The sequence below is a fragment of the Corynebacterium sp. KPL1818 genome (genome assembly GCF_000478135.1).
In the GTDB taxonomy this organism is placed as follows: Bacteria; Actinomycetota; Actinomycetes; order Mycobacteriales; family Mycobacteriaceae; genus Corynebacterium; species Corynebacterium accolens.
Map to the genome: position 1 here is coordinate 1,095,290 of NZ_KI515758.1, position 20,686 is coordinate 1,115,975.

The window sequence follows — 20,686 nt, forward strand, 5'->3', positions numbered from 1 at the left end:
CCGTGAAGGCGAAGTCCATCGCTAGTGCGATCGCAGCGCTGAGCCTGGTGGCCGTCCCCGTCGCCCACGCCTCTGACTTCGGCGGAGACTTTGAGCTGCCCCAGCGCTGGAACGATGACTTTAAGCCCGGCACGCATTGCGCAACGCCGGGGGAGAACTCCACCTATGTCACCGCGAAGCGCCGCTGGTTCAAGCAAACCGATGCCGCCAGCGTGGCAAACCACAACGCTGAGCCGCTGCCGGTTAAACACACCGTATCCAAAGCGCGAACGGAAACCGTTCAAGTGTCTGGCTCCGTGCGCGGTGAAGGCGATCTGGCCAAGATCCTGACCAAGACCTACGGCTTCAACTACGTCAGCGAACAGCACTGGAAGATTAACCAGGTAGTTGGCCCCTATACTCTGCCCGCTAATTCCCAAGGCAAGTTGGTGTGGGGCTTTACCATGCTGGATACCGACGGCCAGGATGTGCGCTGCAATCAAGATCAAGTGTGGGAAACGGTGGGCAAACCATACTCGGCCACCGTTCCGGAGTCCCGCTATTCCGAGCTGCGCTTAGAAGACGCCCCGGACTGGAGTTAATTCTTCCGGAAATGAGCCCGCCTGCACCCTGTGAATGAGGTGTGGAGCTGGGCTCTTTTTGTGGCAGCTCAGCGCGCACTACCCGTGGCGCGCACAACCCGTAGCGCGCAACGCCCGCTTTGTAGAAGTGCATCCTCCAAAGTGCACATTCCAAAGTGCAGGGTCCCCTGCAACTTTTGAGGAAGATTTGCGATATCTGAAGGCTGGGTTTGCTCAGTTATCGCAGTGGAGGATGCACAAAGTTAAGCCGGCAACCACGCGTACCCGTAAGGCCCGAGCTCGACGGGGCCTAGGTCAACGGAGCGGTCGCTGAAATTGTGCAGGCACAACAGGTCGCCGCGCTGGTAACCCAGCACGCTTTCTTTTCCGGTTTCCACCGGCTCGCAGGGCGCCGTGCCCAGCTCGGGGTGCGCGTGGCGCTCTGCAATCATGGTGCGCACGCTGTGTAGCAGGGAAGTGGCATCATTGAGCTGGGATTCCACGGACGTGCCGCCGACGATGGGCAGCCGCGCCGGGGTACGGGTACTAAAGCCCGCGGTTTCGCTATCGTCCCACTGCATAGGGGTGCGAACGGCATAGCGATCCGGCAAAGAGGTGTCATCGAGCATGCCAATTTCATCGCCGTAATAAATAAAAGGCGCACCCGGCAGAGTCATCAGCAGCGAAAACATCAGTTCCACTTTGCGGCGGTCCCCACCCATTAGCGGCATGAGCCGCCTGGCGATACCCACATGCGCTCGCATGCCTTCCTCTGGAAGGTAGGTCTGATACATCAGCTCGCGAACGTCATCATCGACCATTTCCAAGGTCAGCTCGTCGTGGTTGCGCAGGAAGGTACCCCACTGGCACCCCTCGGGCAGCGGCGGTAATTGGTCGAGGATGTCGTAGACGGGGGTGGCATCGCCAAGCGCGAGCGCCTGGTACAGCCGCGGCATGACCGGGAAGTTGAAGACCATGTGGAAGCGATTGCCGGAGCCGTAGTACTCCATGGTCTCCTTGGGCGGCTGGTTGGCCTCCGCAATGAGGACGGCCTCGGGATAGTGGGTATCCATAAAGGCGCGAATCTTTTCCACGAACTCCACCGTCTCCGGCAGGGACTCGCCGCCGAGCTCATCGCGCTCGAAGAGGTACGCGATGGCATCGAGGCGCAGGCCATCGAGGCCCTTGTCCATCCAGAAGGACAAGATATTAAAGACCTCGTCCTGCACGTCTGGGTTATCGTAATTGAGATCCGGCTGGTGGGAGTAGAAGCGGTGGAAATAGTACTGCTGGCGCTCCTCGTCCCAGGTCCAGTTGGAGGTCTCGACGTCCGTGAAGATGACGCGGATTTCGGGGTAGCGCTCGGGGTCATCGCCCCAGACGTAGAAATCCCCAAACGGGCCATCCGGGTCGGAGCGCGAGGCCTGGAACCACGGGTGATCGGAGCTGGTGTGGTTGAGCGCCAGGTCCGTCATGATGCGCATATCGCGGCGGTGCAATTCCTCGACCAGTTCCTCGAAATCCGCCATCGTGCCGTAATCAGGGTGGATGGAATAATAATCGGCGATATCGTAGCCGTCATCGCGCAGCGGCGAGGCATAAAACGGCGAGAGCCAGAGGCAGTCCACGCCCAACCACTGGAGGTAATCCAGCTTGTCGATGACCCCGCGCAGCGTACCAATGCCCTTATTCTCGGCCTCGCTATTGCCGGAGTCCTTAAACGAGCCCACCAGGGCTTGGTAGAAGACGGCGTTGTGGTACCAGCTCATTGCAGATCCTTTCTTTTTGCCCGCCACGCAAGGTAAGTCAGTGCGCACAGCACGCCGGCCACTAGGCCGGGCCATACGGCGGGGGAGTCTTCAAATAAGTTCACTACGGCTTGGATGACCGCAAGGCACGCGAAGAAGCCGAGGAATCCGAGGAGCGAATCCCACAGCAGGGACCGGCGCATTAGGCCTTGACACCTCCTGCGGTAAGCCCGGCGACGATGCGGTGCTGGAAAATGAGCACCATGATGATAAGCGGAATGGTCACCAATGCACCAGCCGCCATGGTTGCGGCATAAGGGTACTCGAAGGCCGAGGGGCCAGAGAAACGGGCGATGGCCACCGTGACTGGCTCGGTGCCCGTCGTGGATAGCTGCTTGGCCAACATGAATTCATTCCACGTGGTGATAAAGGCAATGATCGCGGTGGTAAAGAGCGCCGGTGCGGCCAACGGCAGGAGGATGAGGCGGAATGCCTGGGCGCGGGAAGCGCCATCCACGCGGGCGGCCTCCTCGAGCTCCCACGGCAGCTGCCGGAAGAAGCTGAGCAGGGTATAGACCGTCAGAGGCAGGGCGAAGGAGATATTTGGGATGATCATCGCGCGGTAGGTGCCGATCCACTCTAGGCGGCCAAAGAGCTGGAAGAGCGGGGTAACCAGCGCGATGGCAGGGAACATGGAAGCTGCCAGGATGATGCCGGTGACAATACCCTTGCCGGGAAAGTCATAGCGGGAGAGCGCATACGCGGTAAATACGCCGACCAAGACGGCTACCGCGGTGGTTGCGAGCGAGATGAACAGCGAATTGCCTAGCGCGCCGAGGAAGTCATTGCCCTTGTCCGTCGCGAGGGCATCGCGGAAATTATCGAGCGTGATATGCGTTGGCCAGGGCGTGGTATCGAAGGTGAATTCCTGGCTGCGCAGGGCGGTGACCACCATCCAATAAAAGGGGGCAAGGCCCCAGAACATGATGAAGATAATGCCCGCGTAGTGTCCGAATTTACGCATTACTTTGCACCCTTTCTGCCGGAGACATCCGCGCCGAGGAAACGGATGAGGATGAAGGCGACGAAGAAGATGAGCAAGAAGATAAGGGTGGATAGCGCCGAGGCGGAATTGAAGTTACCTTGGCGCATATCTTCCACCACCAGCTGGGAAATAGTGGCGGTAGGGGAGTTTGAGGAGCTCGAAATCATGATGACGGGAAGGTCATACATGCGCAGCGCATCCAGGGTGCGGAAGAGTACGGCCACCATCAGGGCTGGGCGCACCAGCGGCAGGGTGATGCGGAAGAAGGTTTGGATGCGGTTGGCGCCATCGACGCGGGCGGCATCGTAGACGTCCTTGGGGATCATCTGCAGGCCAGCCAGGATGAGCAGCGCCATAAACGGTGCGGTCTTCCACACGTCTGCGATGATGACGGCAAAGCGCGCATAAAACGGGTCCGTGGTCCAGGCGATATTCGTACCAAGCAAGGAATTGACTATGCCCTCTGGGGCGAACATGAACTGCCACAGCTTGGCAGTCACGGCGGTAGGAATGGCCCAAGGGATAAGCACGGCGGCGCGCACCAAGCCGCGGCCGCGGTACTCGCCGTTCATGATGATGGCCATGAACATGCCGAGGATGGTCTCCAAGGCGACGGTGACCACGGTGAAAAACAGCGTGATTTTAACGGCGGGCCAAAAGTCGGTGGCGATAACACCGGGCGGGCACGTCGTGATTTCACCCGCACCGGAAACACAGCGGTTATTGATCCAGTACAGGTAATTGTCTAGGCCGGCAAAACCGCCTTCTTCAAAGATGCCCGTTTTGGGGTTCAGCTGCCGGTTTCCCTGGAAAGACAGGATGACCGCGCGCACGATGGGATAGCCGATGATAATGCCCAGCACGATAAGCGCCGGGGCGATCAGCGCGGCCGGCCGCCCGAAATTGGCAAACCTGCTGGAGCTAGGGCTGCGCTTGGGTTTCTTCGATGATGGGTGCGTCTGTTGCGTCGGCGAAGTGGTGACCACGGTTATTCGCCTTTCTGGTTCAGATAATTTCTGGTGCGCTAGATTCTATCCCCAACTAGGGTGGGAAAACCACAAAGGGTGAGGCTATGGCGTATGCGCCTTCCTCACCCATTTGTGCACTAGCGGTTCGCTATGTATTTCTCGGTTTTCAGTGTGCTCCCTGCTCGCGGGATGCGAGGGGCAGGGAGCTTATCTTTAACCCTGCGAAGCAGAGTCGATGGCCGCCTTCATATCGGAGGTGGCATCTTCGACGGACTTGCCATCGGTCAGCGCGGCATAAGCGTTGTCCTGAATGGCCTTAGAGATGGCGGAGTAGAACGGTGATACCGGGCGCGGTGCGGCGTTTTCCAGGGATTCCTTCAGCGCTGGCAGGTAGGGGAATTCCTCCTGCAGCTGCGGGTCATCGTAGATGGAGGAAAGAACCGGCGGGAAGGACTGCTCAGCAAAGGACTTCTGGTTTTCCTCATTGATGATGAAGTTCATGAAGTCCAGGGCGGTGCCCTTGTTCTTGGAATTGATATTGATGCCGTTGTTGTAGCCGCCCAAGGTGGACACGCCCACGCCGTCCTTGCCCAGCGGTGCCTGGACCTCAACGTCGATGCCGGCATCGACCGCGTTGGTGTACATGTAGGGCCAGTTCACCGCGAAGGCGGTCTTGCCCTCGGTGAAGGCCATGTTGGTCTCTTCCTCGGTGGCGGCGGTGGAGTCCTTGGAAATGATTCCGTCTTCATACGCATCCACCATGGCCTGCAGGCCTTCCTGGGCCTCCTTGGAGTCGACGGTGGCATTGCCGTCATCGTCAAGCACCGAGTCGCCCCAGCCCTCCATGAATCCGGCGGTGTTCAAAGCCAAGCCCTCGTACTGCTTGAGCTGGGTGGTCAGGCACTTCTTGCCGTCTTCCAGCGCCTTGCAGGCGGATTCGAGGTCAGCGAATTTCTCCGGGGTAGCGTCCGCGAGCTCAGTATTGCGGAAGAGGAGCTGACCATTGGTGTTTTGCGGCAGCGCATACAGCACGTCATTGTAGGTTGCCGATTCCACGGTGGCCGGCAAGAGCTCCGAGGTATCGGTCTCGAAGTCACCGTTGAGCGGCTGGAGCCACTGGTTGGCGGCGAATTCCGCGGTCCAGACCACGTCGAGGGCCATGACATCGTAGTCATCGTTACCGGCCTGGAGGGACTGCACGAGGGTCTCGCGCTGGGCATCTGCCTCGCCCGCGAGCTCCTTGAGCGTGACCTTTTCATCCGGATTTTCTTCATTCCACTTATCGATGATGGGAGTGATCTTATCCGTGTCGTTCTTGCCCATGGCAAAGGTGATGGGTCCGTGGGAATCAGCGCCGGAACCGGAACCGGATGCGGAGCCATCCGCGTTATCTGCACCATCATCAGACGTGGAGCAGCCGGCTAGTGCCAGTACCGCCGTGGTGGCGACTGTGGTGCGAATGAAGTACTTCTTCATGGGGAGATTCACCTTTCAGAAAGCTTGGGTGTTCCTTAAAAATAATTTACAAACACCGCGCGCAGAATAGATTTTGATTATTCACCTCTATACGGGGGTGCTTTAGGAGGCGGCGATGCGCTGCCCGGTTTCCGGATCGAAGCGGTGTGCCGCGCTTTCATCAAAGGTCAATACAACTTCCTCGCCGCGCTGCGGCGGGGTGCCTTCACAGCGCGCAACGAAACGCTCGCCACCCACCGTGGCGTAAACGAAGGATTCGGAACCCAATTCTTCAACCAGGTCGACCACGCCGCGCAGGCCCTCAGCACCCTCATTGAGGTGCATGTTTTCCGGGCGCACGCCCAGGCGCTCGCCGTTGTGGTCAAAGATGTTCATCGCAGGCGAACCGATAAAGCCGGCCACGAACTCGTTGGCCGGTTCCGCATAAAGCTCGCGCGGCGGGGCAACCTGCTGCAATACGCCATCTTTGAGCACGGCTACCCGGTGCCCCAGCGTCATGGCCTCGACCTGGTCGTGGGTGACATAGACCGTGGTGGTCCCAAGCCGTTGCTGCAGGCTCGCAAGCTCGGTACGAGTCTGCACGCGCAGCTTTGCATCCAGGTTAGATAGCGGCTCATCCATGAGGAAGGCCTTAGGATTGCGCACGATGGCACGGCCCATGGCCACGCGCTGGCGCTGACCGCCCGATAGGTCCTTGGGCTTGCGCTTAAGGAACTCGCTTAGGCCCAGCATTTCCGCGGCATCCTGGACCTTTTGCTTGATTTCAGCCTTCGGGAGCTTGGCCAGTTTGAGCGAAAAGCCCATGTTTTCTTCCACCGAAAGGTGCGGGTAGAGCGCGTAATTTTGAAAAACCATCGCGATATCGCGATCGCCCGGTTCAAGGCCCGTGACATCCGCATTATCGATGAGAATCCGGCCACTAGACGTTGGCTCAAGGCCCGCCAGCGCGCGCAGCGTCGTGGACTTGCCGCAGCCAGAAGGGCCCACCAAAACGAGGAACTCGCCGTCCGCGATTTCTAGGTCCAATTCCTTCACGGTGGGCGCCGCCGCGCCGGGGTAGGTGATATTTACCTTTTCAAAAGTGACCTTTGCCATGCGCAACACACTAGCACCACCAGCGGGCGGTATCTTGGAATCTATGACTGCACTTGATAAGCACCGCATTCGCACCGCCCTGGCAGAGGATTTCACCACCATCGATTTTGTGGATCAGACCGGTTCCACCAATACCGATCTGATGCAGGCCACAAACGTTGCCGATGGCACCGTGCTGCTTGCCGATGAGCAGCTATCCGGCAAGGGCCGCCTCGGCCGGGCGTGGACTGCGCCGGCCGGCTCCCAAGTGATTTTTTCCATGCTGCTCTTGCCCGATTCCCTCGATTACTTGGGCACGCTTCCGCTGGCTGCCGGCCTGGCCGTGACCGATTCCATCGAGGGCTCCGTGCTGAAGTGGCCGAATGACGTGCATATTGATGGCAATAAGCTGTGCGGCATCCTTGCCGAGGCCGGTCCCGTGGGCCAAGCTTTCAAGTCCGCACCGAAGACCGAGGTTAATAAGGCAGAACTCAATAAGACTGAGTTGAACAAGGCTGAGGTCAACAAAGCAGAAGTCAATAAAGCCGAGGTAAATAAGGCCGTCGGCGGGCAGGCGCCCTCTGCGCGCGTGGTCGTGGGCATGGGCATTAATGTCACGCTCACCCGCGAGGAATTGCCCATCGAAAAGGCGACCTCGTTGGCTCTGGAAGGCCGCGATACCGACCGCACCGAGCTGGCCATTACCGTGCTGAAAAACCTGCGCCGGCGCATTACGCAGTGGGAGAACCAAGATCCGCAGCTGATGCAGGATTACCGGGCGGTGTGCTCATCTATTGACCAGGAGGTGCGGTTGGAGACCCCGACTGGCGATGTCATCGGCCGCGTCGAGGGCATCGGCGATGACGGCCGCATTAATGTCGCGGGCGAGTACTACTCCGCCGGCGACGTGACGCATCTGCGTCCGGCACGATAGACGCCGCTCGATAGGCATCGCGCGGCAGGTGCTGCGGAGTCCGCGTGGACTGAGCAGCACGGCCTCGCACTGGTACTATCCATGGCTATGGGATTGATGAAGATGGGCCAAGGCGAGGTTAAGCGCGCGGACGTGTCCGCGCCGTTTCGCGCGCTCGTTTTCCCATTCTTGGAGCTCATCCTCATTACGGGCGTGCTGTGGATTGCCATCGGCTGGTGCGATGCCGAGGGGGTAGAACCAATACTGCGCAATGGACTCGTCGTTTTGTGGGCTGGGCTGAGCACGTGGCGCTTCCTTATTCCTTTATATAAGGCCCGCCGCAAGCGGTTCATCGTGACCAACCGCCGCGTCATCGTGCGGGAAGGACGCCACATCGATTCGATCCCGCTGGAAGATATTCGCGGCGCCCGCAAGCGCCGCGGCGGTATTTCCATTGCGCTCAACGGCTGGGACAGAGCCATGTATTTTCCCACCGTAGCCAAGTCAAAGCAGGTGGCGGAGATTATTAATGATCGCCCCTGGTTTTAACCTCGGTGGAGTGCAATTGCTTATCAAGATCCTCCGGCGCGAGGTTTGCGCGGCCGAATTCTTGGGTCAGCGGCAGGCGCAGTTCTAGATCGGAACCGGGGCAGAGCTCGATTTTCGCTTCATCCACGGTGTAATCCAGCACGTGTCCGCCAGACTTACGCGCGGCGTCGATAAAGTGCACGTGGCAGCCGGGCACCGAAATCCCGCGCTCGTATACGGGAGTGCGGAAGCCGCCGATGACGCCTTCGACATCGCTAAAGAGCATCTCTTTATCGCCGCCGACCGCCTTGGTCATTGGGGGATAGGGCTTGGTTTGTTTAACCACGGTGCGCGTTGAGACTTCAGAAAACCTGCCCGTGATGCGGACGGCGTACATGTAGTTGGCGGAAGGCTCCACCTCGTCGATGAAGGCGGAAAGCTCGTTGCGGCGCAGGCCCCGTGGGGCATCGACAAGAATGCGAGGCACAAAGTTAGTGGCCACGGCATAAGGAGTCTGCTGGTCCAAGTCCGCTACCCGCGCGGAGCCATCGCCGCGCAGTTGGTAGCAGGTCCCGTCCAGAATGATCATTTCACCATCGAGGCCGTTAAAGGTACCGATGCCAAAATTGCCCTTTCCTAGCAGTTCAGAAATGGTCATCTCGCCGTCATAGATGCCATCAAGGAGGGCGCTCATGAGGGAGTTCTGGAAGATCGAATGACGGGTAAACATGGTATCCAAGCTAATATTGTGTGCGTGAGTGTCTCAAAACCTATTGTAACTGTCTGTGGCGATGGTCAGTTGGCGCGCATGATGCAGCCTGCCGCCGCGGAACTCGATATTCATCTGCGGATTCTTGCTGGTAGCCCGGATTCTGCTACCGCGCAGGTCACCCCGGATATTGTGGTGGGCGATTACCACCACTACGAGGATTTGCTCGCAGCAGCACGCGGCGCGGACGCCATTACCTTCGAGCATGAGCATGTGCCCAATGAGCATTCCGCTGCGCTTATTGATGCCTCCTTTAACGTCCAGCCCCAGCCCAGCGCCCTGCGCTATGCCCAGGACAAGCTGGACATGCGCGAAAAGCTCTCCGCTCTGGGTGCGCCCGTTCCGCGGTTTAGCGCCATCGAATCCGTTGCTGATGCCCGCGCTTTTTTCGATGCCGTAGACGGGCGCGTTTGCCTCAAGGCCTGCCGCGGTGGCTATGACGGCAAGGGCGTGTGGTTCCCTTCGGATGCTGATCTCGATGACCTCGTTGCCGAGCTATTAGATGCCGGCACGCCGCTCATGGCCGAAGAGAAAGTGGATCTGACCCGCGAGCTATCCATCTTGGTAGCGCGCCGCCCATCCGGTGAGGCCAAGGTCTGGCCCATTACCCAGTCCCGCCAGGCCAACGGCATCTGTGCCGAGGCCATCGCGCCCGCGCCCGATCTCTCGCCTAAGCTGGCCGAACGCGCCTCTGCGCTGGGGCTAAGCATTGCCGAATCCCTTGGCGTGACCGGCGTGCTGGCCGTGGAGCTTTTCGCCTTCAACGGTGAAGGTGGCGAAGATATCTCCGTTAATGAATTGGCCATGCGCCCGCACAATACCGGCCACTGGACCCAGGATGGCTGCGTGACCTCGCAGTTCGAACAGCACCTGCGCGCCGTACTCGACCTGCCCTTGGGTGCGGTGGACGCCCTTGCCCCGGTGACCGTTATGGCCAATGTGCTCGGCGCGGATGCAGATCCCAAGATGCCTATGCCGCAGCGTGTTCGCGAGGTCATGGAACGCTACCCACACGCCAAGATTCACCTGTACGGCAAGGACCACCGCGCTGGCCGTAAGATCGGCCACGTCAATGTCGCTGGTACTTCTCTTGAGGAGACCCGCGATGCTGCTGGCCAAGCTGCGCACTTTCTCATGCACGCGACCTGGGCTTAACCAATTCTAGAAAGGACATTATGGAACCGCAGGTAGGAATCATCATGGGCTCAGACTCGGATTGGCCCACCGTCGAACCGGCTGCGCAGGTCCTCGCGGACTTCGGCATCCCCTTTGAGGTTGGCGTGGTCAGCGCTCACCGTACCCCAGAAAAGATGCTGGCCTATGCCAAGGGCGCGCACTCCCGCGGCCTGAAGACCATCATTGCTTGCGCCGGCGGTGCTGCACATCTGCCCGGTATGGTCGCGGCGGCCACCCCGCTGCCCGTCATCGGCATTCCGCGCGCACTTAAAGATCTCGATGGCCTAGATTCCCTTCTTTCCATCGTGCAGATGCCCAGCGGCGTACCCGTTGCCACGGTGTCCATCGGAGGGTCGAAGAATGCTGGCTTGCTAGCCGCCCGCATCTTGAGTGCCGGCGACCCCGCATTGCAAGACAAGATGGTTGCCTACCAAGAACAGATGGCGGACGAGGTTGAGCAAAAGGATAAGAACCTGCGCTCGAAGCTGCTAGGGGAGTAGTCACTAGCACGCCGTGTCCAAAACAACCGCGTTTCTCCAATTTTGGGCCCGATTTTTATAAGAACGCGGTTGTTTTGGACATTTTTGTATGATTGCGTAGGTTTCCTGGCTCCTAGGGCGTTCATCGGGCGGCGCTGCGTTCAAAACAACCGCGTTTCTTCATTTTTCGGCCTGATTTTTAGAGGAACGCGGTTATTATGGACGCCTCAGGGCTGAGGTCGGTGGCACGTGGCCCTGCGAGTCCGCGCTGCCTCACTTACACTTCCACTCGGGGCGTAAGTGCTCCGAGGGGGAGTAGATGAAGGAACTTTTAGTATCGGGGTTGAATCAAAGGCAACTGAGGTCCGGTCTGGCCAGCGGCAAGATAATTAAAATTCGCCGTGGGCTGTATACGTGGCGGAAACCTACGCCATTCGAGCTTGCTCGCATCGTGCATGAAAAATGGCCTGGAATAATGCTCGCGGGGAAATCTGCGGTTGAGCTCTATTCCAAGAAGGAACTGACCTTTCCGCTGCATTGTGCCTACGAGCACCCGCTAGCCAACTCCACTTGGTTAAAAGTGCAGCGTACGCGTCAGACAACGACCTTTAGCCATGAAGGCGTTCCCGTGCAGAATCCGCTTTTGGCTGCGGGAGAAGTAAGCGAAGCGGACGCGGTGGCGATGCTAGAAGCGCGCTATCAGACGCGACGCGGGAAACAAGCCCTAGAGAAGGAACGGGGCGCTATCTCTCGGGTACCAGCAAGGGTTAAAGAATTGGTGAAAAAGGCCGCCATCGGTGCCGATAGTGAAGTGGAGAGAAAGGTGACCCGCGCATTGCAGAAGCGCGGTAAAAAGGTGCAGGTTAACCACCAAATCGGTCCGTACCTGTGGGACATTGTGGTGGGTAAGGTGGCGGTAGAGATTGATGGTTACGACTACCACAAGGCTGAAGACCTAGGGACCTTCATTAAGGACCGATGGAAGGGAAATAACGCTGCGTTGAAAGGCTATACGGTGTTGCGGTACTCGGGAAGCTGCGTGAAGCACCACTTAGTTGATGTAGTACAGCAAATAATCGAAGCAGACGAGGACCGCACCAACTTCACGTCGCACGTTCACAAGCCCGTGTGGCAGTGGCATTGGATTCTTGCCGGATTTGAGTCCGAACCAATCTACGGCTAGATACCACCGAACACAGTTCTATTTCTGCGTGACCTCTGGCAACCTCGAAGAGGTCGTGGGATACGACGGCTGGGCGCCGGCGCTGGTGGCGGCGAAGGCACCGACGCGGGCGGCGAAGGTGGCGGCATCGACAAGCGCGGCGCCTTCAAGGAGCTTGGTGCAAAATGCTCCGGCAAAGGCATCGCCGGCGCCGGTGGTATCGACCGCGGTGATCTGTGGGGTGAGGATGTCCGTGTTGGATTCGGGCGTTGCCACGTAGGCGCCTTCGGCCCCGAGGGTCAGCACCACCGATTTAAAGCCGGCGGAGACGAGGCGGTGGGCGAGCTCGCGCGGGGTGCCGGTGGAAGAAAGGCCCAGTTGCTCAAGGATGAGGCCGGCCTCGTGCTCGTTGGCCATGAGGGGATCGGCCTGCAGGAGGGCGTCGCGGTCCACCTCGATGACCGGGGCGAGGTTGACGACTACGCGTCCTTGGGCGGCATCGACAGCAGCTTTGAAACCGGAGGCGGGGATTTCGCCCTGGAGCAGGACCACGTCCGCATCGGCGATGGTGGATTGGCGGGCGGTGACGAAGGGGGCATCGACAAGAGCGTTCGCGCCGGGGGAGATGACGATGGTGTTTTCGCCATCGGCGGAGACCGTGATGACCGCCAAACCAGTAGTGGTATCGGACTGTTCCACCGCGCTGAGATCGATGCCGGAGCTGTGCATGTAGTGCATGGCGGGCTCGGCATAGGGATCGGAGCCGACCGCGCCGACGAAAGCTACATTGGCGCCCAATTGCGCGGCGGCGACCGCTTGGTTAGCGCCCTTGCCGCCAGCTAGAATCTCACCGCCAGAGCCCAGCAGGGTTTCGCCGGGGTGGGGGTGGCGCTCGGCATGGACGATGAGGTCAGCATTGATGGAGCCGACGACGGTTAGCTTGCTCATTGGAAATCCTCCACGGTGTCTTTGGTGACGGTAATAACCTCAACAGGGACATTCTTTTCTGCGCTCTCGCCGTGCAGAAGCGCTGCTGCTTGTTCAATTGCTCGGGCACCAAGCTCGGCAGGCTGCTGGGCGATTGTGGCTTCCAGCTTGCCATCTTTCACGGCTTTGAGTCCGTCAAAAGTGCCATCGAAGGCAACAATTTTGACTTCCTTGCCGGCTCTGGAGCCGAGGGCTTCAACAGCTCCTAAAGCCATCTCATCGTTTTCTGCAAAAATGGCGCTGATATTCGGGTTCGCCTGCAGCAGATTGGTCGTTACGTTGAGGCCTTCAGTGCGGTCGAAATTCGCGGACTGTTTGCCGGCGATCTTGATGCCCGGGTACTGCGCGATCCTTTCCTCAAACCCCTTGCCGCGTTCGCGCGAGGCAGAGGTACCAGCAGTTCCTTGCAGGATGAGAATTTCGCCCTCTTCGCCGATAGATTCTGCGAGTTTATCCGCCGCTTGGGCGCCACCGGCCTCGTTGTCAGAAGCCACCATGGAATCTAGTTCCACGCCATTGACGTCTCGGTCGACTCCGATGACTGGCACATCATCATTTTTGATGCTGCGTACAGCGGGGGCGACGGCATCAGAGTCGGTGGGATTAATGACCACCACTTTTGCGCCCATGGATGTCGCATTTCCCAACTGATTGACCTGTTGAGCCGGGTCATCGGAGGCATCTTGGATATCGAGGGGAACGTCGAGCTCTTTGGCCTTATCCTGCGCGCCGTGGAGTAATTCTACGAAGAATGGATTAGTTTGCGTCGATACGGACAGGGTGATGCGGTTTCGATCCTCCTCGGAGCGGTTGCACGAGGCTAGACCCAACGCTAGTGCTGGGACGATAAGTGAGACTAAAAGTTTCTTCATGGTCTCCTGCCTAATTCGCGGTCTTATTACGGAATACGTCGAAGCCCACGGCTAGGGCGATGACCAAGCCGATGACAATCTGCTGCCAGAAAGAAGAAACATTGAGCAGATTCAATCCGTTGCGAATCACGGCCAAAAGGATGGCGCCAACGAGTGTGCCCGTGGCTTTGCCTTGTCCGCCGGAAAGGGAGGCACCACCAATGACAACGGCTGCAATAGCATCTAGCTCATAGCCGGTTCCGGCTTGTGGCTGTGCGGATTCAAGGCGGCCCGCCATAACCATTCCTGCCCAGGCGGCGAAAAATCCGGAAAGCGCGAATACTGCGATTTGGATACGCCTTACTGGTAGACCAGACAGGCGCGCGGCTTCAAGGTTTCCGCCAATGGCATACATCGAACGGCCAAGGACGGTGCGCTCTAAGATAAACCAACAAATAACGCCAGCGATGACCATCATGATGATGGGAACAGGGAAGCCGAATACGTCACCGCCGAAAGCGTTAACTGTGGGTGCAGTTTCGATGGGCGAACCCTGTGAAATTACAAGAGTGATGCCGCGGGCGATGGACATCATGGCCAGAGTTGCAATGAAAGAGGGAATTTTTCCCCAAGCAGTGGCCATACCGCAGATAGCACCGGCGAGCGCACCGACGAACAAACCGATAAGCAGAGTAAGCCAGCCGGGAAGCCCAGCGTTGGAGAACATGTAGGCCGAAACCATTGCTCCCAAGGCCGCCACCGAGCCAACAGAAAGGTCAATGCCTGCAGTGACGATGACGAAAGTCATGCCGAAGGCCAAGATGGCCACCGTGGCAGCTTGAATACCTACGTTGAGGAGGTTAGCCACCGTAAGGAAATAGGGAGTGGCGATAAAGAGCGCGATACACAAGGCGATGAGCCCCACGAGCGCGCCATTATTCATGGCCCAGTTGGCAATGCGATTCTTGGTCATGAGTATTCCTTATTTTGTAGAGGCGGAAGGTGGTGTGGCGGATTCGGTGTTGACTGCGGAGACTTCCGTAGCGGCAGCTACGTTGGAAACGGCAAGTGCCATGACCTCGTCTTGAGTGGAATCCTTGGGTAGCTGTCCCACCAGTTGGCCACCGGACATTACGAGGATGCGGTCAGACATACCGAGGATTTCGGGCAGATCAGAGGAAGCCATGAGTACTGCTCCGCCTTCTGCAGTTACTTCGTTGATGATGTTGTAGATTTCTACCTTTGCACCAACATCGACGCCGCGAGTTGGTTCATCAAGCAATAAGACTTTGGAGCCGGCCAGTACCCACCGGCCGAACACAGCCTTCTGCTGGTTACCACCCGAGAGATCACGGATGGGTTGGTCCAGCCCGGCCATACGGATCCGAAGGGTTTCGGCAACCTCACCGGCCCGTTGGTGTTGCCCCTTGCGGTCTGCGAGCCCTGCCTTTGCCGTGGGATACAGGGTGGCAAGGCCAAGGTTGTCGGATACTGAGGCATCGAGAATCAAGGCCTGAGATTTACGGTTTTCCGGAATATGGCCTACCCCTGCAGCGATAGAGGAACTGATATCACCGTTGGGTAAAGCATTTCCTGCGACGTATATGGTGCCCGAATCATACGAATCCGCACCGGCGATAGCGCGGATAATCTCGGTACGGCCCGCTCCCACAAGGCCGGCCAGCCCGACCACTTCGCCGGCGCGCACTTCAAACGAGACATCGTGAAATGCGCCTTCGGAGGACAGGTTTTTAACTTCAAGCAGTGCCTCGCCAGGCTGAGCCGAAGCTTTTCGCGGATACTGATTTTCAATCTCACGGCCAACCATGAGGCGCACCAGCTCGTCCTTTTCGGTATCAGCGGGGACTTCAGCGATGAAGGCGCCGTCTCGCAGCACACTGATGGTTTCTGCGATTCGCGCCAGTTCATCGAGGTGATGGCTGATAAAAACCATCGCGACGCCCTTGGCTTTAAGGTCCTCTAATACCGCGAAAAGGGCATCGACCTCTTTGCCCGTCAATGCCGCGGTTGGCTCATCAAGAATGAGGATGCGCGCATTCATCGATAGGGCTTTGGCTATTTCTACCAATTGCTGCTTGGCGATGCCCAGCTCGCTTACCGGTTGATTTAAATCAACGTCCAAGCCGATGAGGTCTAATGCTGCTTTAGCTTGTGCTTTGAGGTGTTTTCTGTTGACTAGGCCAAACTTATTCGGCGTCCGCCCGAGCATGATGTTTTCTGCCACAGACATCGTGGGAACGAGGTTGAGCTCTTGATGGATTGTGGCGATGCCAAGCGCTTCGGAGGCTTTAGTATCGGGGATTTTTACCTCGGATCCATCAATGAGGATTCGTCCTGAATCCGGCTCGTGTACGCCTGCGATCATCTTGATGAGTGTGGATTTCCCGGCACCATTTTCACCGAGGAGGGCTTGAATCTGCCCATAGCGTACGTCTAAATCTACGCCTTTGATGACCTCGACTGGTCCGAAGGACTTAGTAACGTTGTCGAGTTTGAGGACGGTATCGCTCATGTGTTTTCTCCCTGCACCTCGTGGGCTGTGGACATCCGCGGAATATAGCGGGTAGGAAGGATTTTTCCTTGGGGGTGTCGCTTGTTTTCGATGGATGCGATGAGTTCAGCAGCGGCGGCTCGGCCCATGCAGGCGACATCTTGGTCCACCACGGAAATTGGGGCTGCTTGAAACCGCAGATAGATAAAATCATCGAAACCAACGAGCGCTACTTCTTGGCCGATGGATTTACCGGCGTTATGACAGGCCTCTAATGCGCCGGCAGTCATCATGAAATCCCCGGCAACAATTGCGGTGACTTCTGCTTGCAGCAGTTCGATGGCGCCCTTATAGCCTTCCTTGTGCCGAAAGTTGCCTTGGTGGATGTGTATATCCATTCCCTGAGCGGCCTGCTTAAACACTTCGAGGCGCTGGCGACCAGTAGATGTTTCCTGCGGCCCTGAGAGATAACCAATCTTGGTATGGCCTTTGTCCTTGAGTTGGGCCACGGCGTCGTTGATTCCAAGGGAGGGGTCCGAAACCACGGCTGGCAGCGAGTCGAGTTCGCGGTCAATGAGAACGAGGGGGCGTTGTTCCTGCGATTGCGCCAGGGCATCCTTTGCTCCAGCGAGTGGTACGGCGATGATGCCGTCGACTCGTCGTTGTCCCAATGCTTCCAGTGCTGTCACTAGGCGTTCCGGATCTTCCCCGCAACTGGTAATGATGGTGGCGATGCCTTGGGCGTTTGCTTCTGTTTCCACCGCTGCTGCCATGGCGGCGAAGTAGGGGTTATCCAGGTTGGGAATGATGAGCCCGATGGCGTGTGAGCGTGCGCTGCGCAGGGCCCTCGCTTGAGCATTGGGCCTGTAATTAAGCTTTTCGGCGACGTCTTGAACCCGGGTCCGCGTGGCCTTTGAAATGGAGGTATTTCCCGCCAACGAGCGTGAGGCGGTGGAAATGGACACCCCAGCAGCCGCGGCGACGTCTTTCAGAGTGGTTGTAGCCATGCCGAGCTCCTCATAGATGGGGAATAAACGACTAAGTGTGCAATCGTTTGCACGATTATTTTAACTCTACGGTTTGACTCTTATGGGTGTCAAGGGTTCCCGCCGGTCTAAGCTAATAATCATGGAAAATCTCCAGCGCGATCCGCTCCTTGTATTGGGCTCCCGTGTCACCCACGGTTATCCGGGCGCCATGCTGCGGTCTCGCTTGGATAAGGCGCTCGAACTCTATTCTGGGCAGACGGTCATCGTCTCTGGCCGCGGGGAAGCGGGCGCGATGGCTGAGTACCTAATTCAGCGGGGTGTGGATCCTGCAGATGTGCTCGTGGAACCAGCCGCTACCAGCACAAATGAGAACCTAGAAAACGCGCACGGCCTCGCACCAGATGACGTGTTGCAGGTAGTTACCAACGATTTCCATGCGCTGCGCACCACATTGTGGGCCTGGCATTTGGGCATTGCGATAAACGTTCACCCCGCACGCACGCCGTGGCTAGCGATGCCGAGCAATTACCTGCGCGAGGTTGTGGCGACCCCGCATTCCGCGGCGCGCATCCTGTGGCGGCGACTGTGCAAGTAGTGGGAAGCGATTGTGTAGGGGGTGATCTCGTCTGGCTTGGACTGCTGGGAGGCCAGTATTCCTCGCTTTCTGGGGGAGAGGTAAAAATCAATCTCAGGCATGTGGGTACGCAACGGTGTGGGTATGTACACCGCGGTAGCCCTGAAATGGGTCAATCTTGCAGTGGCCGAGCTGGCCAAATGCTCCTTTTAAGGAGAGGGTTGTGCAAACGATTGACTTGATTTTGCGCGAGATCTTAAGCTGATTTCAACCACACGTTATAGCCAGAAAGGTCGTTAATATGACCGGTTATACATCGAATGAAGAGCGCGCCGACATTGAGTGCGTCAGCATCTCTCATGGCGATTACTTAGCCGAAATTGCCTTATGGGGCGGCGGCGTGAAATCCCTGACCTTTCGGGGACGGCCGCTGTTAGAAACCTATAAGGACAAGCCCCCGATGATGGCCGGGGTGGTAATGGCGCCGTGGCCTAACCGCACCGAAGACGGTCAATTCACCTGGCAGGGTGAGCACTACCAGCTGGGCATTACAGAACCAGAGCGCAATAACGCTATTCATGGGCTTGCAGTGAACTGGTGGAAGCTAGTTGAACAGCATAAAGACGAGGTCACGCTAACTTTTAGCATTGGGCCCCACAATGGCTGGCCGTGGACTGTAGAGCTAGTGGCCACCTACGCCGTGGATGACAGCGGCTTGCATTCTCATGTGAAGGCCGTGACCGAGCACGCCGAGGAGATTCCATTTGCTTATGGGCTTCACCTTTACTTGTCTGCGCAGGGTGCGCCCACCCACGAGTGCGTGCTCAACCTGAATGTAGATGAGCACCACCTTCTGGGTGAAAGAAACCTGCCCACCGGTGAGGTGCGCCCGGCGAAGTTGGTGGACACACCGCTGGACCGTGTGAACTGGGATGACTGTTTTCACGGACACGGCCCGCTTGTAGCGGACTATACCGCTCAGGGCCGTGGGGTTCGTCTGGAGATGGATCCTGGTTTGGAGTGGGTGCAACTGTATACACCGGAGAATTTTCCCCGCGATGTAGCACCATCGGGCAAGGCCTTGGCAGTTGAACCTATGAGTGCGCCACCTAATGCCTTGCGCAGTGGGATAGATCTTGTGCGACTAAAGCAGGGGAAACCGCAAGTTTTTAACCTACATTTGTCTGCCGTAGAAAAATAAAATCGAGAAAGGTCAGCGATGGAAACAGCTGAATCCGTATTGAGGCTGGATGCCTCATGGGTGGACTACCTGTTGGTAGCCATTTACTTCCTATTCGTTTTGGGCATCGGCTGGGCGGCAAAGGCCCGGGTCTCAAACTCCATTGACTTCTTTTTATCTGGTAGGGGACTTCCGGCCTGGGTAACTGGGCTGGCCTTTGTCTCTGCCAACTTGGGTGCGGTGGAGATTATCGGTATGTCCGCCAACGGTGTCGAATATGGCTTCCAGACCATGCACTACTTCTGGATCGGTGCCGTTCCCGCCATGGTATTTCTTGGCATCGTGATGATGCCGTTTTATTACGGCTCCAAGGTCCGCTCGGTTCCAGAGTTTATGCGCAAACGCTTTGGCAACGCAGCACACTTGGTCAACGCGATTTCTTTCGCCATCGCGCAGCTGCTTATCGCCGGAGTGAACCTCTACCTTCTAGCCACCATCGTAGAAGCCTTGCTGGGATGGCAGATGTGGGTATCTCTGCTGGTAGCCGGGATTATCGTGCTGTCCTACATCACGCTAGGTGGCCTATCGGCAGCGATTTATAACGAGGTATTGCAGTTCTTTGTCATCGTGGCTGCACTAGCGCCACTGACCATCATCGGCCTTAACCGGGTTGGTGGATGGAGCGGTTTGAAGGATGCCGTGGCTGAAGAATCGCACTTCCACACCTGGCCGGGCACGGAAATTTCCGGTTTCGAAAACCCCGTGTGGTCGGTCATCGGAATCGTCCTGGGTTTGGGCTTTGTGCTGTCTTTCGGTTACTGGACCACAAACTTCGTAGAAGTGCAGCGAGCAATGGCTTCGGATTCCATTTCTGCGGCCCGCAAGACCCCGATCATTGGTGCTTTCCCCAAGATGTTTATCCCGTTCTTGGTGGTCATCCCCGGCATGGTGGCTTCCGTATCGGTCGCAGACCTGATGGAAGAACGCGCCGAGCCGAACGATGCGATTTTGCTGCTAATGCGCGATTTATTGCCCAATGGCCTTTTGGGCGTGGCTATTGCCGGTCTGCTGGCATCCTTCATGGCTGGTATGGCCGCCAATATCTCGGCGTTTAATACGGTCATTTCTTATGACATTTGGCAAACGTACGTGGTCAAGGATCGCGAGGACGATTATTACCTCAAGTTCGGGCGATGGGCTACGGTAGCGGCGACGGCGATTGCGATTTTCACCGCGTTGTTGGCGAAAAACTTTGGCAATATCATGGATTACCTGCAAACGCTCTTTGGATTCTTTAATGCGCCGCTCTTCGCCACGTTCATCTTGGGCATGTTCTGGAAGCGGATGACTCCGCACGCCGGTTGGTCGGGCTTGGTTGCTGGTACGGCTTCAGCGATCGCGTTCTGGTACGTAGCTACCTTCACTGATGCCATTAATCTTCCGGGGCAGGGAACTGCGTTCGTCGCTGCGGGTGTCGCTTTCGTCGTGGACATCCTCGTTTCTATCATCGTCAGCATGTGTACCCAGCCCAAACCGGACAGCGAGCTCGTGGGCTTTGTTTCTTCCGTTACCCCAAAGGGTCACTTCGAGGATTACACCGAAAAGTCCCTGCCGTGGTACCAGCAAACTGTCCCATTGGGCATTATCTGCCTCGCCATGGCCGTCGGCCTCAATATCATTTTCGCCTAAGGAGTA

At 57.7% G+C, this 20,686-nt stretch carries 21 protein-coding genes; 9 read left to right on the forward strand and 12 right to left on the reverse strand.

Annotated features, from left to right (window positions below):
• Positions 1-2 precede the first annotated feature (2 nt).
• Positions 3-581 (forward strand): hypothetical protein, encoded by a 579-nt coding sequence (locus HMPREF1261_RS05165; RefSeq protein WP_005277394.1) that lies wholly within the window; start codon positions 3-5, stop codon positions 579-581.
• 242 nt (positions 582-823) lie between these two features.
• On the opposite strand, the gene treS is transcribed toward HMPREF1261_RS05165, so the two are convergent.
• The 6 genes from treS to HMPREF1261_RS05195 all read right to left on the reverse strand — a co-directional run bounded on the left by treS (position 824) and on the right by HMPREF1261_RS05195 (position 6,892).
• On the reverse strand, positions 824-2,329 hold the full coding sequence (gene treS / locus HMPREF1261_RS05170; protein WP_023030204.1) for a maltose alpha-D-glucosyltransferase: 1,506 nt from the start codon (positions 2,327-2,329) through the stop codon (positions 824-826).
• On the reverse strand, positions 2,326-2,511 hold the full coding sequence (locus tag HMPREF1261_RS13005; RefSeq protein ID WP_023030205.1) for a hypothetical protein: 186 nt from the start codon (positions 2,509-2,511) through the stop codon (positions 2,326-2,328). The genes treS and HMPREF1261_RS13005 overlap by 4 nt, the downstream gene beginning before the upstream one ends.
• A complete protein-coding gene (locus HMPREF1261_RS05180) occupies positions 2,511-3,332 on the reverse strand; it encodes a carbohydrate ABC transporter permease (protein WP_023016855.1) in 822 nt (273 codons plus the stop codon). Before HMPREF1261_RS05180 ends, HMPREF1261_RS13005 begins: the two co-directional genes overlap by 1 nt.
• Positions 3,332-4,339 (reverse strand): carbohydrate ABC transporter permease, encoded by a 1,008-nt coding sequence (locus HMPREF1261_RS05185; RefSeq protein ID WP_023030206.1) that lies wholly within the window; start codon positions 4,337-4,339, stop codon positions 3,332-3,334. Before HMPREF1261_RS05185 ends, HMPREF1261_RS05180 begins: the two co-directional genes overlap by 1 nt.
• A gap of 195 nt (positions 4,340-4,534) precedes the next feature.
• Positions 4,535-5,797, reverse strand: a complete 1,263-nt coding sequence (locus tag HMPREF1261_RS05190) for an ABC transporter substrate-binding protein (protein ID WP_023030207.1) — start codon at positions 5,795-5,797, stop codon at positions 4,535-4,537.
• A gap of 102 nt (positions 5,798-5,899) precedes the next feature.
• Positions 5,900-6,892: an ABC transporter ATP-binding protein gene (locus HMPREF1261_RS05195; RefSeq protein ID WP_023030208.1), complete on the reverse strand. Its 993-nt coding sequence runs from the start codon at positions 6,890-6,892 to the stop codon at positions 5,900-5,902.
• A 43-nt stretch (positions 6,893-6,935) separates the two neighbouring features.
• On the opposite strand from HMPREF1261_RS05195, the gene HMPREF1261_RS05200 reads away from it, so the two are divergent.
• Together HMPREF1261_RS05200 and HMPREF1261_RS05205 are read left to right on the forward strand one after the other, a co-directional pair.
• Positions 6,936-7,805 (forward strand): biotin--[acetyl-CoA-carboxylase] ligase, encoded by an 870-nt coding sequence (locus tag HMPREF1261_RS05200; RefSeq protein ID WP_023030209.1) that lies wholly within the window; start codon positions 6,936-6,938, stop codon positions 7,803-7,805.
• An 87-nt stretch (positions 7,806-7,892) separates the two neighbouring features.
• Positions 7,893-8,333 (forward strand): membrane protein, encoded by a 441-nt coding sequence (locus HMPREF1261_RS05205; RefSeq protein WP_034653800.1) that lies wholly within the window; start codon positions 7,893-7,895, stop codon positions 8,331-8,333.
• Here the strand turns inward: HMPREF1261_RS05205 and budA are convergent.
• Positions 8,311-9,042 (reverse strand): acetolactate decarboxylase, encoded by a 732-nt coding sequence (gene budA, locus HMPREF1261_RS05210; protein ID WP_023016860.1) that lies wholly within the window; start codon positions 9,040-9,042, stop codon positions 8,311-8,313. The genes HMPREF1261_RS05205 and budA overlap by 23 nt on opposite strands.
• Here budA and HMPREF1261_RS05215 point away from each other — a divergent pair.
• The 3 genes from HMPREF1261_RS05215 (at position 9,028) to HMPREF1261_RS05225 (ending at position 11,919) form a co-directional block, all read left to right on the forward strand.
• Positions 9,028-10,236: a 5-(carboxyamino)imidazole ribonucleotide synthase gene (locus HMPREF1261_RS05215; protein ID WP_051142518.1), complete on the forward strand. Its 1,209-nt coding sequence runs from the start codon at positions 9,028-9,030 to the stop codon at positions 10,234-10,236. The genes budA and HMPREF1261_RS05215 overlap by 15 nt on opposite strands.
• A gap of 20 nt (positions 10,237-10,256) precedes the next feature.
• Positions 10,257-10,757: a 5-(carboxyamino)imidazole ribonucleotide mutase gene (gene purE, locus HMPREF1261_RS05220; protein WP_005277415.1), complete on the forward strand. Its 501-nt coding sequence runs from the start codon at positions 10,257-10,259 to the stop codon at positions 10,755-10,757.
• A gap of 298 nt (positions 10,758-11,055) precedes the next feature.
• Entirely contained in the window at positions 11,056-11,919 is an 864-nt protein-coding gene (locus HMPREF1261_RS05225) for an endonuclease domain-containing protein (RefSeq protein WP_023030212.1), read from the forward strand.
• An 18-nt stretch (positions 11,920-11,937) separates the two neighbouring features.
• Here HMPREF1261_RS05225 and HMPREF1261_RS05230 read toward each other — a convergent pair whose 3' ends face one another.
• Genes HMPREF1261_RS05230 through HMPREF1261_RS05250 form a run of 5 tightly spaced genes read right to left on the reverse strand, consistent with a single transcriptional unit; the run spans position 11,938 to position 17,255 of the window.
• The gene (locus HMPREF1261_RS05230) at positions 11,938-12,846 is read right to left on the reverse strand and encodes a ribokinase (RefSeq protein WP_023030213.1); all 909 of its coding nucleotides are present in this window, start codon (positions 12,844-12,846) and stop codon (positions 11,938-11,940) included.
• Positions 12,843-13,757 carry a substrate-binding domain-containing protein gene (locus HMPREF1261_RS05235; RefSeq protein ID WP_023030214.1) on the reverse strand — a complete coding sequence of 305 codons (915 nt, stop codon included), beginning with the start codon at positions 13,755-13,757 and terminating at the stop codon, positions 12,843-12,845. The genes HMPREF1261_RS05230 and HMPREF1261_RS05235 overlap by 4 nt, the downstream gene beginning before the upstream one ends.
• A 10-nt stretch (positions 13,758-13,767) precedes the next feature.
• Complete coding sequence (locus tag HMPREF1261_RS05240; protein ID WP_023016865.1) at positions 13,768-14,709, reverse strand: ABC transporter permease; 942 nt, start codon at positions 14,707-14,709, stop codon at positions 13,768-13,770.
• A 9-nt stretch (positions 14,710-14,718) separates the two neighbouring features.
• Complete coding sequence (locus tag HMPREF1261_RS05245) at positions 14,719-16,269, reverse strand: sugar ABC transporter ATP-binding protein (protein ID WP_023030215.1); 1,551 nt, start codon at positions 16,267-16,269, stop codon at positions 14,719-14,721.
• Complete coding sequence (locus HMPREF1261_RS05250; RefSeq protein ID WP_023030216.1) at positions 16,266-17,255, reverse strand: LacI family DNA-binding transcriptional regulator; 990 nt, start codon at positions 17,253-17,255, stop codon at positions 16,266-16,268. The genes HMPREF1261_RS05245 and HMPREF1261_RS05250 overlap by 4 nt, the downstream gene beginning before the upstream one ends.
• Positions 17,256-17,376: 121 nt before the next feature.
• Here HMPREF1261_RS05250 and HMPREF1261_RS05255 point away from each other — a divergent pair, with 121 nt between their 5' ends.
• From HMPREF1261_RS05255 to HMPREF1261_RS05265, 3 genes are all read left to right on the forward strand, one after another.
• Positions 17,377-17,832, forward strand: coding sequence for a YdcF family protein (locus HMPREF1261_RS05255; RefSeq protein WP_034657929.1), 456 nt, complete (start codon positions 17,377-17,379; stop codon positions 17,830-17,832).
• Between the two features lie 280 nt (positions 17,833-18,112).
• Positions 18,113-19,012 (forward strand): aldose 1-epimerase family protein, encoded by a 900-nt coding sequence (locus HMPREF1261_RS05260; RefSeq protein ID WP_023030218.1) that lies wholly within the window; start codon positions 18,113-18,115, stop codon positions 19,010-19,012.
• A gap of 18 nt (positions 19,013-19,030) precedes the next feature.
• Positions 19,031-20,680, forward strand: a complete 1,650-nt coding sequence (locus tag HMPREF1261_RS05265; RefSeq protein ID WP_023030219.1) for a sodium:solute symporter family protein — start codon at positions 19,031-19,033, stop codon at positions 20,678-20,680.
• Positions 20,681-20,686: the final 6 nt, after the last annotated feature.

What these genes read in the sequence shown, in the direction of transcription:
- treS (WP_023030204.1), bottom strand. Translation starts at nt 2,329, where the DNA reads ATGAGCTGGTACCACAACGCCGTCTTCTACCAAGCCCTGGTGGGCTCG.
- HMPREF1261_RS13005 (WP_023030205.1), bottom strand. Translation starts at nt 2,511, where the DNA reads ATGCGCCGGTCCCTGCTGTGGGATTCGCTCCTCGGATTCCTCGGCTTC.
- HMPREF1261_RS05180 (WP_023016855.1), bottom strand. Translation starts at nt 3,332, where the DNA reads ATGCGTAAATTCGGACACTACGCGGGCATTATCTTCATCATGTTCTGG.
- HMPREF1261_RS05190 (WP_023030207.1), bottom strand. Translation starts at nt 5,797, where the DNA reads ATGAAGAAGTACTTCATTCGCACCACAGTCGCCACCACGGCGGTACTG.
- HMPREF1261_RS05195 (WP_023030208.1), bottom strand. Translation starts at nt 6,892, where the DNA reads ATGGCAAAGGTCACTTTTGAAAAGGTAAATATCACCTACCCCGGCGCG.
- HMPREF1261_RS05200 (WP_023030209.1), top strand. Translation starts at nt 6,936, where the DNA reads ATGACTGCACTTGATAAGCACCGCATTCGCACCGCCCTGGCAGAGGAT.
- HMPREF1261_RS05205 (WP_034653800.1), top strand. Translation starts at nt 7,893, where the DNA reads ATGGGATTGATGAAGATGGGCCAAGGCGAGGTTAAGCGCGCGGACGTG.
- HMPREF1261_RS05215 (WP_051142518.1), top strand. Translation starts at nt 9,028, where the DNA reads ATGACGGGTAAACATGGTATCCAAGCTAATATTGTGTGCGTGAGTGTC.
- budA (WP_023016860.1), bottom strand. Translation starts at nt 9,042, where the DNA reads ATGTTTACCCGTCATTCGATCTTCCAGAACTCCCTCATGAGCGCCCTC.
- purE (WP_005277415.1), top strand. Translation starts at nt 10,257, where the DNA reads ATGGAACCGCAGGTAGGAATCATCATGGGCTCAGACTCGGATTGGCCC.
- HMPREF1261_RS05225 (WP_023030212.1), top strand. Translation starts at nt 11,056, where the DNA reads ATGAAGGAACTTTTAGTATCGGGGTTGAATCAAAGGCAACTGAGGTCC.
- HMPREF1261_RS05230 (WP_023030213.1), bottom strand. Translation starts at nt 12,846, where the DNA reads ATGAGCAAGCTAACCGTCGTCGGCTCCATCAATGCTGACCTCATCGTC.
- HMPREF1261_RS05235 (WP_023030214.1), bottom strand. Translation starts at nt 13,757, where the DNA reads ATGAAGAAACTTTTAGTCTCACTTATCGTCCCAGCACTAGCGTTGGGT.
- HMPREF1261_RS05240 (WP_023016865.1), bottom strand. Translation starts at nt 14,709, where the DNA reads ATGACCAAGAATCGCATTGCCAACTGGGCCATGAATAATGGCGCGCTC.
- HMPREF1261_RS05245 (WP_023030215.1), bottom strand. Translation starts at nt 16,269, where the DNA reads ATGAGCGATACCGTCCTCAAACTCGACAACGTTACTAAGTCCTTCGGA.
- HMPREF1261_RS05250 (WP_023030216.1), bottom strand. Translation starts at nt 17,255, where the DNA reads ATGGCTACAACCACTCTGAAAGACGTCGCCGCGGCTGCTGGGGTGTCC.
- HMPREF1261_RS05255 (WP_034657929.1), top strand. Translation starts at nt 17,377, where the DNA reads ATGGAAAATCTCCAGCGCGATCCGCTCCTTGTATTGGGCTCCCGTGTC.
- HMPREF1261_RS05260 (WP_023030218.1), top strand. Translation starts at nt 18,113, where the DNA reads ATGACCGGTTATACATCGAATGAAGAGCGCGCCGACATTGAGTGCGTC.
- HMPREF1261_RS05265 (WP_023030219.1), top strand. Translation starts at nt 19,031, where the DNA reads ATGGAAACAGCTGAATCCGTATTGAGGCTGGATGCCTCATGGGTGGAC.